This is a genomic window from Ramlibacter tataouinensis (assembly GCF_027941915.1).
Lineage (GTDB): Bacteria > Pseudomonadota > Gammaproteobacteria > Burkholderiales > Burkholderiaceae_C > Ramlibacter > Ramlibacter tataouinensis_C.
Window position 1 is genome coordinate 3,229,350 of sequence record NZ_CP116009.1, and the last position, 13,541, is coordinate 3,242,890.

A 13,541-nucleotide genomic window follows, 5' to 3' on the forward strand; every position below is an offset into this window, starting at 1 on the left:
CGATTATAGGAAGCGCTCCGACGGGCTCCCGGGCTGTCGGGTTAGTGGCCGCCAACTATGCTATAGTGTCGGGCTCTCCGGGAAATCCGTCCCGGAGTTCCCGTTTTCATGAGGTCCATATGTACGCGGTCATAAAAACCGGCGGCAAGCAGTATCGCGTTGCTTCCGGCGAGAAGATCAAAGTAGAACAGATTGCTGCGGACGTAGGCCAGGAAATCGTGATCGACCAGGTGCTGGCTGTCGGCAACGGCAGCGACCTGAAGATCGGCACGCCCCTGGTGTCCGGCGCCACCGTCAAGGCCACGGTCGTCGCCCACGGCAAGCACGACAAGGTGCGCATCTTCAAGATGCGTCGCCGCAAGCACTACCAGAAGCGCCAGGGGCACCGCCAGCAGTTCACCGAGCTGCAGATCGGCGCCATCGCGGCCTAACGACTGACTGGAGTTTGAAATGGCACAGAAAAAAGGCGGCGGCTCTACGCGCAACGGGCGGGATTCCCAGCCCAAGATGCTCGGCGTCAAGGCGTTCGGCGGCGAGCTGATCAGCGCCGGATCCATCATCGTGCGCCAGCGCGGCACCAAGTTCCACCCGGGCTCCAACGTCGGCGTGGGCCGCGACCACACCCTGTTCGCGCTGGTCGACGGCCGGGTTCAGTTCGCCACCAAGGGCGCGCTGAGCAAGCACACGGTCAACGTGGTCCCGGCGTAAGCCGTCAGGCTTTCCGGCAGCGAAGGCCCTGCGTCGCAAGCGCAGGGCTTTTTTGTTGAACCCCATCCTGGAATCAAGCGCATGAAGTTCGTCGACGAAGCCTTCATCGACATCGCCGCCGGCGACGGGGGGAACGGCTGCGTCTCGTTCCGGCACGAGAAGTACAAGGAGTTCGGCGGCCCCAACGGCGGCGACGGCGGCCGCGGCGGGCACGTGTACGCGGTAGCGGACCCCAGCCTCAACACCCTGGTCGACTACCGCTTCTCGCGCCGGCACGAGGCCCAGCGCGGCGAGCACGGCATGGGTTCGGACATGTTCGGCGCCGCCGGCGCCGACATCACGCTGAAGATGCCGGTGGGCACCATCGTCACCGACGCCGACACCGGCGCCGTGCTGCACGAGCTGCTGGTGCCCGGCGAGCGCATCGTGCTGGCCAAGGGCGGTGACGGCGGCTTCGGCAACATGCGCTTCAAGAGCTCGATCAACCGGGCCCCGCGGCAGAAGACGCCCGGCTGGCCCGGCGAGAAGAAGAGCCTGAAGCTCGAGCTCAAGGTGCTGGCCGACGTCGGCCTGCTGGGCATGCCCAACGCCGGCAAGTCCACCCTGATCGCCGCTGTCTCCAATGCACGCCCCAAGATCGCCGACTATCCCTTCACCACGCTGCACCCCAACCTGGGCGTGGTGCGCGTCGGACCCGAGCAGAGCTTCGTGGTCGCCGACGTGCCGGGGCTGATCGAGGGCGCGTCCGAGGGCGCGGGCCTGGGCCACCAGTTCCTGCGCCACCTGCAGCGCACCCGGCTGCTGCTGCACCTGGTGGACATCGCGCCTTTCGACGAGACGGTCGACCCGGTGGCGCAAGCCAAGGCCATCGTCGCGGAACTGAAGAAGTACGACAAGGCGCTCTACGACAAGCCGCGCTGGCTGGTGCTCAACAAGATCGACATGGTGCCGGCCGACGAGCGCGAGGCACGGGTCAAGGATTTCGTGCGCCGCATGCGCTACAAGGGCCCGGTGTTCCGCATCTCGGCGCTCACGCGCGAGGGCTGCGACGAACTGGCAAAGGCCGTGTACCAGCACCTGCGCGCGCGCAACGAGCAGGAGCAGCCGGCCGTCGAGGCCGATCCGCGCTTCGCGCCCGCTCCGGACGGGAAGGATTCCCCATGATTGCAGACCAGGGCAGCCACGGCCCCGAGCACCTGCACCTGCTGCGCGGCGCCCGGCGCATCGTGGTGAAGGTCGGCTCCAGCCTGGTCACCAACGAGGGCCGCGGGCTGGACGAGGCCGCGATCGGCGAGTGGTGCCGGCAGCTGGCGGCGCTGGCGGGCGAGGGCCGTGAAGTCATCATGGTGTCCAGCGGCGCCATCGCCGAAGGCATGAAGCGCCTGGGCTGGAGCGTCCGGCCGCGCGAGCTCAATGAGCTGCAGGCCGCCGCCGCCGTCGGCCAGATGGGTCTGGCGCAGATGTACGAGACCAAGCTGCGCGAGAACGGGCTGCGCTCGGCGCAGGTGCTGCTCACGCACGCCGACCTGGCCGACCGCGAGCGCTACCTCAATGCCCGTTCCACGCTGTTGACGCTGCTGTCGCTGCGGGTGCTACCCGTGATCAACGAGAACGACACGGTCGTCAACGACGAGATCAAGTTCGGCGACAACGACACGCTCGGCGCGCTGGTGGCCAACCTGGTGGAAGCCGACCTGCTGGTGATCCTGACCGACCAGCGTGGCCTGTACACGGCCGATCCGCGCAAGGACCCGCAGGCGCGCTTCGTGCACGTCGGCGCCGCCGGCGACCCGGCGCTCGAGGCGATGGCCGGCGGCGCCGGCTCCGGCATCGGCAAGGGTGGCATGATCACCAAGATCCTGGCCGCGCGGCGGGCAGCCCGCTCGGGTGCTTCGACCGTGATCGCCTGGGGCCGCGAGCCCGATGCGCTGCTGCGCCTGGCGCGCGGCGAGGGCATCGGGACCCTGCTGGCGGCTCCCACGCAGAAGAGCCAGGCGCGCAAGCGCTGGATGGCCGACCACCTGCTGTTGCGCGGCGCAGTGCTGGTGGATGCCGGCGCGGTGGCCAAGCTGGTGCAGGAAGGCAAGAGCCTGCTGCCGATCGGGATGACCGCGGTGGAAGGGGAGTTCACGCGCGGCGAGGTGATCGCGGTGCGCGACCCGGCCGGCGCCGAGATCGCACGCGGGTTGGCCAACTACGCCAGTGCCGAGGCGCGGCTGCTGTGCCGCCGGCCTTCCGCCGATATCGAGAAGCTGCTTGGCTACATGGCCGAGCCGGAGATGATCCACCGCACCAACCTGGTCCTCACGCGCTGAGCGCGGGGGGTCAGCGCATCTCGGAACGGAAGCGGGTGTCGACCGGAGCCGCCAGGTCGCGGGCGATGCGGTCCGCCGATTGATTGGGCCCGTGGCCCATGCAGGCGCCGGTGCGGGCGATCGTCAGCGTGTGCAGGCGCGCACCGTTGCCGCTGCCCTGGATCGGCTTCCATTCCCGGTCCGCCACCGGGCTCCACTGGTCGCCCGAAGAGCGGGCGTAGACGGTCGATTCCGCCGTGTTGCAGCGCAAGCCCTCGTACAGCGCACTGACGGTGCCGCTGTCGCTGCGGGCCACCACCACGTAGCGCACCACGCCGTCCGCGCCCAGGCTGATCGAAGCCGGATCCACGCCCCAGCGCAGCACCGAGCTGCGCATCTCGATCGGAATCAGCCCGGTGGTGCGCACGGCGGGCGGGGGCGGCGGGGCGGCTTCCTTCCAGTCCGGATCCCGCTCCAGCCATTGCGCCTGCGCCAGCGATCCGCACAGGGCCAGGACCAGGGCAAGGTGAGCTGCGTTAGTTCGCACGGTTGCCTCCGGCTGTCCGCGCTTGCAGCGCCGACTGCGGATCGGGCTCGAAAGTGGCGCCCGGCGGCAGTTCGAAGGAGGGGCCCGGTGCCATGGCGTCCACGGCCGGCTCGTGCGGCGCCGGGTCGCGCGAGCGCATGCCGCTGCGCAGGTAGCGGTTGCGGTGGTCGTGGCGCGGCACGTAGCGGGCCAGCTCGGTCAGCGCCATCTCATAGACGCCGCGCTTGAATTCGACCACCACGTCCAGCGGCACCCAGTAGTCGTTCCAGCGCCAGGCGTCGAACTCGGGATGGTTGGTGGCCCGCAGGTTCAGGTTCCAGTCCTGGCCCGTCAGCTGCAGCAGATACCAGATCTGCTTCTGACCCTTGTAGTGGCCGCGGGCGTCGCGTCGGATGTAGCGGTCGGGCACCTCATAGCGTAACCAGTCGCGCGTGCGCGCGATGATGCGCACGTGCTCGGGCATGAGGCCAACCTCTTCGTGCAGCTCGCGGAACATCGCCTGTTCCGGCGTCTCGCCGCGATCGATCCCGCCTTGCGGAAACTGCCAGCTGTGGGTGCGGATTCGCTTGCCCCAGAACACCTGGTTTTTCTGGTTGAGCAGGATGATGCCGACGTTGGGCCTGAAGCCGTCCCGGTCAAGCATAATCAAACCCCAAACTTTTGAACTGAGTCCATTATGCACGCCACCTTGCGCGTGCGCCAAGGCGCTCAGCAGCTCCCGCGTCCCGCCTGTCTCCCCGAATGAAAGCCTCCCAGTTCCTGATCTCCACGCTCAAGGAAGCGCCTGCCGATGCCGAGGTGGTCAGCCACCAGCTGATGATGCGGGCGGGCATGGTCAGGAAGCTCGGCGCCGGCATCTACACCTGGATGCCCATGGGCCTGCGCGTGGTGCGCAAGATCGAGGCGATCGTGCGGGAGGAAATGAACCGCGCCGGCGCGGTGGAACTGCTCATGCCCGTGGTGCAGCCGGCGGAGTACTGGCAGGAGACTGGCCGCTGGTCGAAGATGGGCCCCGAGCTGATGCGGGTGAAGGACCGCCACGAGCGAGACTTCATCATCCAGCCCACCAGCGAGGAAGTGGTCACCGACATCGCGCGGCAGGAGCTGCGCAGCTACAAGCAGCTGCCGAAGAACCTGTACCACATCCAGACCAAGTTCCGTGACGAGCGGCGGCCGCGCTTCGGCGTGATGCGCAGCCGCGAGTTCATCATGAAGGACGCCTACAGCTTCGACCGCGACGTGGCGTCGGCCAAGGCCAGCTACCAGGCGATGGCGCAGGCCTACCGCGCCATCTTCGACCGCTTCGGCCTGCGCTACCGCGCCGTGGCGGCCGACAGCGGCGCCATCGGCGGCGACCTGTCGGAGGAGTTCCAGGTGATCGCCGCCACCGGCGAGGACGCGGTGGTCTATTGCCCGGACAGTGCCTACGCCGCCAACCTGGAGAAGGCCGAAGCGCTGGCGCCGGCCGGTCCGCGGCCCGCTGCAGCGCAGGCCCTGGAGAAGACGCCGACCCCGGGCAAGAGCACCTGCCCCGACGTCGCCCAACTGCTCGGGCTGCCGCTGCAGCGCACCGTCAAGTCGCTGGTGCTGGCCACCGATCAGCTCGACGATGCGGGCACGGTCGTCAAGTCGCAGGTGTGGCTGCTGCTGCTGCGCGGCGACCACGACATGAACGAGATCAAGGTCGGCAAGGTGCCCGGCCTCGACAAGGGCTTCCGCTTCGCCACCACGACAGAGATCCTCGAGCACTTCGGCACGCCGCCCGGCTACCTGGGGCCGATCGGGCTGAAGCAACCGGTGCGCATCGTCGCCGACCGCGAGGTCGCCGTCATGGCCGACTGGGTGTGCGGCGCCAACGAGGAAGACTTCCACCTGACCGGCGTGAACTGGGGCCGCGACCTGCCCGAGCCCGATGCCGTGGCCGACCTGCGCAACGTGGTCGAGGGCGACCCCTCGCCCGACGGCAAGGGCCGGCTGGCGATCGAGCGCGGCATCGAGGTCGGCCACGTGTTCTACCTCGGCACCAAGTACAGCGAGCCGATGCAGGCCACCTTCCTCGACGAGGCCGGCAAGCCGCAGCCGATGGAGATGGGCTGCTACGGCATCGGCGTCACCCGCCTGCCGGCCGCCGCCATCGAGCAGAACCACGATGCGCGCGGCATCATCTGGCCCGATGCGATTGCGCCCTTCACGGTGGTGATCTGCCCGATCGGCATGGACCGCAGCCCCGCGGTGCGCGAAGCCGCGCAGCAGCTGCACGACCAACTGGCAGCGGCCGGCGTCGACGTGATGCTGGACGACCGGGGCGAGCGCCCGGGTGCCATGTTCGCCGACTGGGAGCTGATCGGCGTGCCGCACCGGGTGGTGATCTCCGAGCGCGGCCTGAAGGAAGGCCAGCTCGAATACCAGCACCGGCGCGATTCCGCGGCCACGCAGGTGCCGGCCGCCCAGGTGGTGGAGTTCCTGCACGGCCGCCTGCAGGCGTGATCGGCCGGCGCGGGGCGCTCGCGCTGCTGGCGAGCGGCGCCGCACCCTGGTCGCTGGCCCCGGCCCATGCCGGCGCGCAGATCGAGGAGCCGCTGGCCGATTCGGTTCGCACCGCCCTCAGTTCCGCCATCGCCAACTCGGCGCCGCCGGTTCCTGAATTCCCCGACACCGAATCCCGCCTGGCCTACCTGCGCTGGCTCGGCGCCCTGAGCCCGCTGCTGGCGCGCCGCAAGGTCGACTGGCGCGAGCGCAAGGAGTTCCTGCAGACGGTCTGGTACGAGAGCAGGCGCGCCGGCCTCGACACCGGCCTGGTGCTCGGCCTGATCCAGGTCGAGAGCGCGTTCCGCAAGTTCGCGGTCAGCCGCGTGGGCGCGCGCGGCTACATGCAGGTGATGCCGTTCTGGAGCCGGCTGATCGGCGACGGCGACCCCGGCAAGCTGTTCCACATGCAGACCAACCTGCGCTTTGGCTGCGTGATCCTGCGGCACTACATCGAGCGCGAGCGCGGCGACCTGATCATGGCGCTGGGCCGCTACAACGGCAGCCGCGGCAAGCCGCAGTACCCGAACGCCGTGTTCGCGGCCAGCCGGCGCTGGCACTTCACCGACCCCGGCTTGCCCAAGGCGGCGCCGTCGCCCGCTGCCGGCGCCGGCAACTAGCGCCTACTGCAGGAAGCCGATCCGCCCCTTGCCCGAGCCGGGCCTGGGCAGGTCGCCGACGGCGATTTCGTCGCGCTGGTCCAGCCGGGCGTTGCCGAAGGCGGTCATGAGGGCGCGGCGCATCTCGCGCGGGGCCAGTTCCGCCAGCTGCTCGAGCACGGCATCGGCCGGTTCCGGCTGGAAGCGCGCGCCCCAGCCATGCTCGCCGCGGATGCTGCCATACAGGTTGCGCGCGATCCCGCGCGCGGCTTCCAGCGACGGCGGCTCGACCTCGAACACGTTCATGCGGTTGAGGATGGGCTCGGGAATGCTGCGCTCGTCGTTGGCGGTCAGGATCCAGATCACCTGGCTGGCGTCGATGGCGACCTCGGCGAATTCGTCGACGAAGGCTTGCGCGGTGTCGTGTTCCAGCAGCCCGTAGAGGGCGCCCAGCGGGTCGTACTGCGCATCGGCGGATGCCTTGTCGATCTCATCGACCACGATCACCGGGTTGGCGTACTGGCCCTCGACCAGCGCCTCGAACACCTTGCCCGGCCGGGCTCCCTTCCACTGCGAAGAGGCGCCCGAGAGCAGCCAGCCGGCGGTCATCGAGCTCATGGGCACCAGGTTCATGCCGGTGCCCAGCAGGTCCGCCAGCTTGCGCGCGAAATGGGTCTTGCCGATGCCCGGCGGCCCGAGCAGCAGCATCGGCGTCACTTCTAGGCCATCGCGGCTGTCCTGCGACAGGGCCACGTGCCGCCTCACGTCGTCGAGCGCTTCAGTGAAGTTGGGCAGCTGCGCATAGAGCGCCGCCATGTCGGGAACGCCACTGGGCTTGACCTGGAAGCGCTCCGGGCCGCGCTCGAGCATGCGCTCGTAGGTGCTGCGCAGGCCCTCGTGGTCCTTGCCGGGCAGCTTGGCGAGCTTGCGCTCGACCTCGTGCGGGCGGAACACGTCGCGCACGTGCGCGATCGGAAGCCTGAACGACGGGGATGGGTGGGGCACCAGACTTCGGTTGTCCATCGCGCTGACTCCTTGTTGCTCGGCTGCCGGTTCATTCCAGCATAGCCACGCCAGGAGTTCAATCGCGTGCGCCCGCAGCCGCGAAGTCTGTCGGGAAAATGCGAAGGTCCGCTGGCAGCCGGCGGCGACGGCTGCTGACGGACGGCGTCAGCCCTGCGTGCCGGAGGCCGCTGCGCCGCCGCCCAGCACCTGCTGCAGCTCGCCGCTCTGGTACATCTCCATCATGATGTCCGAGCCGCCGATGAACTCGCCGCGCACGTAGAGCTGCGGAATCGTCGGCCAGCTGCTGTAGTCCTTGATGCCCTGGCGGATCTCGTCGTCCTCCAGCACGTTGACGGTGGCCAGTGCCTGCGGGTCGACGCCGCAGGCCTTGAGGATCTGGATCGCGCGGCCCGAGAAGCCGCACATGGGGAAGCTGGCGCTGCCCTTCATGAACAGCAGCACCTGGTTGTTCTTGACCAGCTGGTCGATGCGTTGCTGGACGTCGCTCATCGTTTCGATCTCCTGGAGGTGGGGCGCAGCGCGCCCCGACGTGTCTGTGCGGATTATCCCCGTTCGGGCCGGCGCCCGCCGGAGCAGCGCCCGATGCCGGCGAGGTCTTGGCGGGTGCCGACCGCGACGAAACCGGCGTCCTGCAGCAGCGCGCGAACGGCCTCGGCCTGGTCCCAGCCGTGCTCCAGCAACAGCCAGCCGCCCGGCGCCAGCCGCGCAGGCGCGGTCGCCACGATCTGGCGCAGGTCGTCCAGCCCATCCGGCCCTGCCGCCAGCGCCGCCAGCGGCTCATGCACCAGCGCCGCCAGGTGCTCGTCGCCCTCGCGCACGTAGGGCGGGTTGCTGGCGATCAGGTCATACGGCCCGGTGCAGCCTTGCAGCCAGTGCCCCTGCCTGAATCCGACCTCGAGCCGGAGCCGCTGCGCGTTGGCGCGCGCGACCTCCAGTGCGCCGGCGCTGGCATCGACGGCTTCGACCCGCGCGTCCGGCCGCCGGCTGGCCAGCGCCAGCGCGATGGCGCCGCTGCCGGTGCCCAGGTCGATGAGGCGCGGCCGATCCGTGCCACCGAGCGTCTCCAGCGCCCATTCGACCAGGGTCTCGGTCTCGGGCCGCGGTACCAGCACGCGCGGATCGACCGCGAGCGGCAGGCCGAAGAACTCCTTGCACCCGGTGAGGTAGGCAACTGGCTCGCCGGCCGCCCGGCGCCGGCACAGGCCTTCGAACAACTCGGCTTGCTGCGCGGTCAGCTCGTGATCGTCGTGTGCCAGCAGCCAGGCCCGGTCGCTGCCGGGCCGCCTCAGGGCGTGCAGCATCAGCAGGTGCCCATCCAGCCGGCTGACCCCGCCGGCCAGGGCCTGCCGCAGCGCCTGGGCCAGGGTCATGCCGCGGGGGCCCCCAGCCCGGCCTCGAGCTGCTGCAACTGCTCGGCCTTCTGCGCCAGCAGCAGCGCCTCGATCAGTTCATCGAGCTCGCCTTCCATGACGAAGGTGAGCTTGTACAGCGTCAGGTTGATGCGGTGATCGGTGATCCGGCCCTGCGGAAAGTTGTAGGTGCGGATGCGGTCGCTGCGCTCGCCGCTGCCGATCAGGCCCTTGCGGGTGGCCGCCTCCCGGGCTTCGCGCTCGCTGCGCTCCTGCTCCTGGATGCGCGCGGCCAGCACCTGCAGCGCCTTGGCCCTGTTGCGGTGCTGCGAGCGGTCGTCCTGGCACTCGGCCACGATGCCGGTCGGGATGTGGGTGACACGCACTGCCGAGTCGGTCTTGTTGATGTGCTGGCCGCCGGCGCCGCTGGCCCGGAAGGTGTCGATGCGCAGATCGGCCGGGTTGATCTGCACGGCCTGCGCCTCGTCGGGCTCGGCCAGCGCCGCCACCGTGCAGGCGCTGGTGTGGATGCGGCCCTGGGTTTCGGTGGCGGGGACGCGCTGCACGCGGTGGCCGCCCGACTCGAACTTCAGCTTGCCGAAGGCGCCTTCGCCGACCACCCGCAGCACGACTTCCTTGAAGCCGCCGACTTCGCCGGGGCTTTCGCTCACGACTTCGCTGCGCCAGCCCTGCCGCTCGGCATAGCGGATGTACATGCGCAGCAGGTCACCGGCGAACAGGGCCGACTCGTCGCCGCCGGTGCCGGCGCGGATCTCCAGGAAGACGTTGCGCCCATCGTCCGGGTCGCGGGGCAGCAGCAGGATCTGCAGCTCCTCCTCCAGCGCCGGCAGCTCCGCCTCGATGGCGGCGATCTCCTCGCGCGCCATCTCGGCCATGTCGGGCTCGCCGAGCATCTCGCGCGCCTGTGCCAGATCGGATTCGCGCCGCCGGAAGCCCTGGTAGCGTCCGGCCACTTCGCTGACCTCGGCGTGCTCGCGCGTGAGCGCGCGAAAGCGCTCCAGGTCGGTGGCGGCGTCCGGCTGCTGCAGGAAGAAGTCCAGCTCCTGCAGGCGGACCGGGTAGCGCTCGAGTTGCTGGCGGAGGAAGGGCTTCATGGGATCGACGGGTGACGGAGGGCGGATGACCGCGGCCGCGCTTTCGTCATTTGTCGGCGAGGCGCAGCGAAGTCGGCGGGCGCCGTGAGGCGCGCGCGCAGCTAACGCTCTTTGCGCAGGAAGAAGTGCTCGATGGCGGTGCTGGCGCGCTCGCGCGTGGCGGCGTCGACGGCATGCAGCTCGGCCATCGCGCCGTGCAGCATCTTCTGGGTCAGCCCCCTGGACAGGGCTTCCAGCACGGCGTCGACGTCCTCGCCCCGGGCCAGCAGCTTGCGGGCGCGGGCGATTTCCAGCGCCCGCCACTCGTCAGCCTGGGCGTTGAGCTGGCGGATCAGCGGCACCGTGCCGCGCTGGTCCATCCAGTGCAGGAAGTTCTGCACACCGGCGTCGATGATGGCCTCGGCCTGGGCCACTGCGGCTTCGCGCTGGGCCTGGCCGGTCTGCACCACGTGGGCCAGGTCATCGACGGTGTACAGGTACACGTCCTCCAGCGCCTTGACCTCCGGTTCGATGTCGCGCGGAACCGCCAGATCGACCATGAAGATCGGCCGGTGCTTGCGCGCCTTGACCGCCCGCTCCACCGCGCCCAGCCCGATGATGGGCAACGTGCTGGCCGTGGAGCTGATCACCGCGTCGAACTCGTGCAGGCGCGCCGGCAGGTCGGCCAGCCGCATCACCTCGGCGCCGAAGCGCAAAGCCAGCTTCTCGCCGCGCTCCAGCGTGCGGTTGGCCACCGCGATGTGCGCCGGGTTCTTCGCGGCGAAGTGGGTGGCGGCCAGCTCTATCATCTCGCCGGCGCCGACGAACAGCACCCGGATCCGGCCCAGGTCCTCGAACAACTGGCCGGCCAGCCGCACCGCGGCGGCGGCCATGCTGATGGAGTGGGCGCCGATCTCGGTGGCGCTGCGCACTTCCTTGGCGACCGCGAAGGAGCGCTGGAACATCTGGTTCAGCGTGGTGCCCAGCGCGCCGGCCTCGTCGGCGACCCGCACGGCGTCCTTCAACTGGCCCAGGATCTGGGCCTCGCCCAGCACCATGGAGTCGAGCCCGCTGGCGACCCGGAAGGCGTGGCGCGCGGCCATGCCGCCCTGCAGCGCATAGGCATGCGAGCGCAGCAGGGCCGGCGGGACCCCGCCGGACTGCGCCAGCCATTCCAGCGTGGGCTCGATCCCGTAGTCGGGGCCGGCGCAGTAGATCTCGGTTCGGTTGCAGGTGGACAGGATGGCGGCTTCGGGCTGCCGGGCCAGCCGGCCCTGCAGGTTGTGCCGCAGCGCTTCCAGCGTCGGCGCGATCTGGTCGATGGCGAACGCGAAGCGGCCCCGCATATCCAGCGGGGCCGTCGTGTGGTTGATGCCGAGGGCCCAGACTGCCATGGCAGGGATTATAAAATTCCCCGCAATTCCAAGCACTTAGCCTGCATCAAAGCGCTGCGCCCGATGGGCCTGATCGATTTCCTGGTCCATTTGACGAGCTTTCTGGCCCCCGCCCTGTTCCTGGGCCTGGCCCTGCCGCTGGCGAGCCGGCTGCTGCTGCCGGGCCGTGGCCGTTTCTGGCTGCAGGCCGGGCTGGTGGCGCTGGCTGCGGCGGCGGTGCTGGCCGGCGGGCTGTGGTGGTTCGGCCGCGACGGCAAGATGGCCACCTATGCGGCGGCGGTGCTGGCCGCGGCTTCCACCCAGTGGCTGCTGTCGCGGGCCTGGAAGTAACAAGCCTTTCGACCCAAGCTGAATGCTGTTCCTGCTTTCGCCAGCCAAGACGCTGGACTATGAATCGCCCCTGCCCGAGCTGCCGCACACCCTGCCGCGGTTCGGTGATCGCTCCCAGCGGCTCATTGCGGCGTTGCGCCGCAAGCCGGCCGGCGCGCTTGGCGAGCTGATGTCCATCAGCCCCGCACTGGCCGAATTGAACGTGGCGCGCTACCGCGCCTGGGCGCCGGAGCCGACGGCGGACAACGCCCGGCCGGCGGTGCTGGCGTTCGCCGGCGACGTGTACGAGGGGCTGGATGCGGCCAGCCTGTCGAGCGCCGACCTGGACTGGGCCCAGCAGCACATCCGCATCCTCAGCGGGCTCTACGGCGTGCTGCGGCCCCTCGACCGGATGCAGCCCTACCGGCTGGAGATGGGCACGGCCCTGGCCGTGGGCCGCACGCGCAACCTGTACCAGTTCTGGGGTGGCGACATCGCTGCGCTGCTGGACGAAGAACTGGCGGCCGAGCCCGATCCGGTGGTGGTGAACCTGGCCTCGCAGGAGTACTTCCGCTCGGTCGACCGCCGGCAACTGAAGGCCCGGGTGGTCGAATGCGTGTTCGAGGATTGGAAGGGCGGCCAGTACAAGGTCATCAGCTTCTTCGCCAAGAAGGCGCGCGGGCTGATGGCGCGCTACGCCATCCGCCAGCGCATCCGCAAGCCCGACGGGCTGCAAGGCTTCGACCTGGACGGTTACGGGTTCGACCCAAAGGCCTCCAGCGCCGATCGGCTGGTTTTCCGGCGGAAAATGCAGCCATGACGACCAGGACCCAACAGCAGGTCACCCCCGAACTGCGGCGGTGGATCGTGGAGCAGGCCCAGGCCGGGCACAGCGCCGAGTCGGTGCTGCGCTCGATGCTGGCCAGCGGCTGGCAGGAAGAGGTGGCGATGCAGGCCATGGAAAGCACGCTGCGCAGCCACCTCGAAGCCAAGGCCGCGGCCGACGGCCTGCCGCCTTCGGTGCCGGTGCCCGATCCGCGGCTGGACGAGTCGCCGTTGTACGTGGATGCCGGCGACCGCCGGGTGCACGTGCTGCAGAACATGTACAACCCGCGCGTCGTGGTGTTCGGCAGCCTGCTGTCGGACGAGGAGTGCGACGCGCTGATCGCCCTGGCGCAACCGCGCATGGCGCGCTCGCTGACGGTGGCGACCAAGACCGGCGGCGAGGAAGTCAACGACGACCGGACCAGCAGCGGCATGTTCTTCCAGCGCGGCGAGAACGAGCTGGTCAGCCGCATCGAAGCGCGCATCGCCCGCCTGCTGAACTGGCCCGAGGAAAACGGCGAAGGCCTGCAGGTGCTGCACTACCGCCCCGGCGCCGAATACAAGCCCCACTACGATTACTTCGACCCGGCCGAGCCCGGCACGCCCACCATCCTCAAGCGCGGCGGCCAGCGCGTGGGCACGCTGGTGATCTACCTGGCCGAACCCGAAAAGGGCGGCGGCACCACCTTCCCCGACGTGCACCTGGAGGTGTTCCCCAAGCGCGGCCACGGCGTGTTCTTCAGCTACGAGCGCCCGCACCCGTCCACCCGCACGCTGCACGGCGGCGCGCCGGTGCTGGCCGGCGAGAAGTGGATCGCCACCAAGTGGCTGCGCGAGCGCCGCTTCGAGTAAAGGCGCTGCGCGCACCCG

The 13,541-nt window shown here is 69.7% G+C and carries 16 protein-coding genes; 9 read left to right on the forward strand and 7 right to left on the reverse strand.

What is annotated here, in order from left to right:
• Positions 1–119 precede the first annotated feature (119 nt).
• The 4 genes from rplU to proB all read left to right on the forward strand — a co-directional run bounded on the left by rplU (position 120) and on the right by proB (position 3,023).
• Entirely contained in the window at positions 120–431 is a 312-nt protein-coding gene (gene rplU, locus PE066_RS15400; RefSeq protein WP_271233406.1) for a 50S ribosomal protein L21, read from the forward strand.
• Between the two features lie 19 nt (positions 432–450).
• Positions 451–708: a 50S ribosomal protein L27 gene (rpmA, locus tag PE066_RS15405; RefSeq protein ID WP_271233407.1), complete on the forward strand. Its 258-nt coding sequence runs from the start codon at positions 451–453 to the stop codon at positions 706–708.
• Between the two features lie 81 nt (positions 709–789).
• A complete protein-coding gene (cgtA, locus tag PE066_RS15410) occupies positions 790–1,872 on the forward strand; it encodes an Obg family GTPase CgtA (protein ID WP_271233408.1) in 1,083 nt (360 codons plus the stop codon).
• Positions 1,869–3,023: a glutamate 5-kinase gene (proB, locus tag PE066_RS15415; protein ID WP_271233409.1), complete on the forward strand. Its 1,155-nt coding sequence runs from the start codon at positions 1,869–1,871 to the stop codon at positions 3,021–3,023. Before cgtA ends, proB begins: the two co-directional genes overlap by 4 nt.
• Positions 3,024–3,033: 10 nt before the next feature.
• Here proB and PE066_RS15420 read toward each other — a convergent pair whose 3' ends face one another.
• Together PE066_RS15420 and PE066_RS15425 are read right to left on the reverse strand one after the other, a co-directional pair.
• Positions 3,034–3,549, reverse strand: a complete 516-nt coding sequence (locus PE066_RS15420; protein ID WP_271233410.1) for a CNP1-like family protein — start codon at positions 3,547–3,549, stop codon at positions 3,034–3,036.
• The gene (locus tag PE066_RS15425; RefSeq protein ID WP_271233411.1) at positions 3,539–4,192 is read right to left on the reverse strand and encodes an RNA pyrophosphohydrolase; all 654 of its coding nucleotides are present in this window, start codon (positions 4,190–4,192) and stop codon (positions 3,539–3,541) included. The genes PE066_RS15420 and PE066_RS15425 overlap by 11 nt, the downstream gene beginning before the upstream one ends.
• Before the next feature lie 98 nt (positions 4,193–4,290).
• Here PE066_RS15425 and PE066_RS15430 point away from each other — a divergent pair, with 98 nt between their 5' ends.
• Entirely contained in the window at positions 4,291–6,036 is a 1,746-nt protein-coding gene (locus PE066_RS15430; RefSeq protein ID WP_271233412.1) for a proline--tRNA ligase, read from the forward strand.
• Positions 6,033–6,695 carry a lytic transglycosylase domain-containing protein gene (locus tag PE066_RS15435; RefSeq protein WP_271233413.1) on the forward strand — a complete coding sequence of 221 codons (663 nt, stop codon included), beginning with the start codon at positions 6,033–6,035 and terminating at the stop codon, positions 6,693–6,695. The genes PE066_RS15430 and PE066_RS15435 overlap by 4 nt, the downstream gene beginning before the upstream one ends.
• A 3-nt stretch (positions 6,696–6,698) precedes the next feature.
• On the opposite strand, the gene PE066_RS15440 is transcribed toward PE066_RS15435, so the two are convergent.
• From PE066_RS15440 to hemA, 5 genes are all read right to left on the reverse strand, one after another.
• Positions 6,699–7,697 (reverse strand): AAA family ATPase, encoded by a 999-nt coding sequence (locus PE066_RS15440; RefSeq protein ID WP_271233414.1) that lies wholly within the window; start codon positions 7,695–7,697, stop codon positions 6,699–6,701.
• A gap of 147 nt (positions 7,698–7,844) precedes the next feature.
• Complete coding sequence (grxD, locus tag PE066_RS15445) at positions 7,845–8,189, reverse strand: Grx4 family monothiol glutaredoxin (protein ID WP_271233415.1); 345 nt, start codon at positions 8,187–8,189, stop codon at positions 7,845–7,847.
• Between the two features lie 53 nt (positions 8,190–8,242).
• Positions 8,243–9,070 carry a peptide chain release factor N(5)-glutamine methyltransferase gene (gene prmC / locus PE066_RS15450; protein WP_271233416.1) on the reverse strand — a complete coding sequence of 276 codons (828 nt, stop codon included), beginning with the start codon at positions 9,068–9,070 and terminating at the stop codon, positions 8,243–8,245.
• Positions 9,067–10,164, reverse strand: coding sequence for a peptide chain release factor 1 (gene prfA, locus PE066_RS15455; protein WP_271233417.1), 1,098 nt, complete (start codon positions 10,162–10,164; stop codon positions 9,067–9,069). Before prfA ends, prmC begins: the two co-directional genes overlap by 4 nt.
• A gap of 101 nt (positions 10,165–10,265) precedes the next feature.
• Entirely contained in the window at positions 10,266–11,537 is a 1,272-nt protein-coding gene (hemA, locus tag PE066_RS15460) for a glutamyl-tRNA reductase (protein WP_271233418.1), read from the reverse strand.
• A 63-nt stretch (positions 11,538–11,600) separates the two neighbouring features.
• On the opposite strand from hemA, the gene PE066_RS15465 reads away from it, so the two are divergent.
• From PE066_RS15465 to PE066_RS15475, 3 genes are read left to right on the forward strand one after another with little or no spacing between them, the layout of a single operon-like run.
• Entirely contained in the window at positions 11,601–11,867 is a 267-nt protein-coding gene (locus PE066_RS15465) for a hypothetical protein (protein ID WP_271233419.1), read from the forward strand.
• A gap of 22 nt (positions 11,868–11,889) precedes the next feature.
• A complete protein-coding gene (yaaA, locus tag PE066_RS15470; protein WP_271233420.1) occupies positions 11,890–12,666 on the forward strand; it encodes a peroxide stress protein YaaA in 777 nt (258 codons plus the stop codon).
• The gene (locus tag PE066_RS15475) at positions 12,663–13,523 is read left to right on the forward strand and encodes a 2OG-Fe(II) oxygenase (protein WP_271233421.1); all 861 of its coding nucleotides are present in this window, start codon (positions 12,663–12,665) and stop codon (positions 13,521–13,523) included. The genes yaaA and PE066_RS15475 overlap by 4 nt, the downstream gene beginning before the upstream one ends.
• Positions 13,524–13,541: the final 18 nt, after the last annotated feature.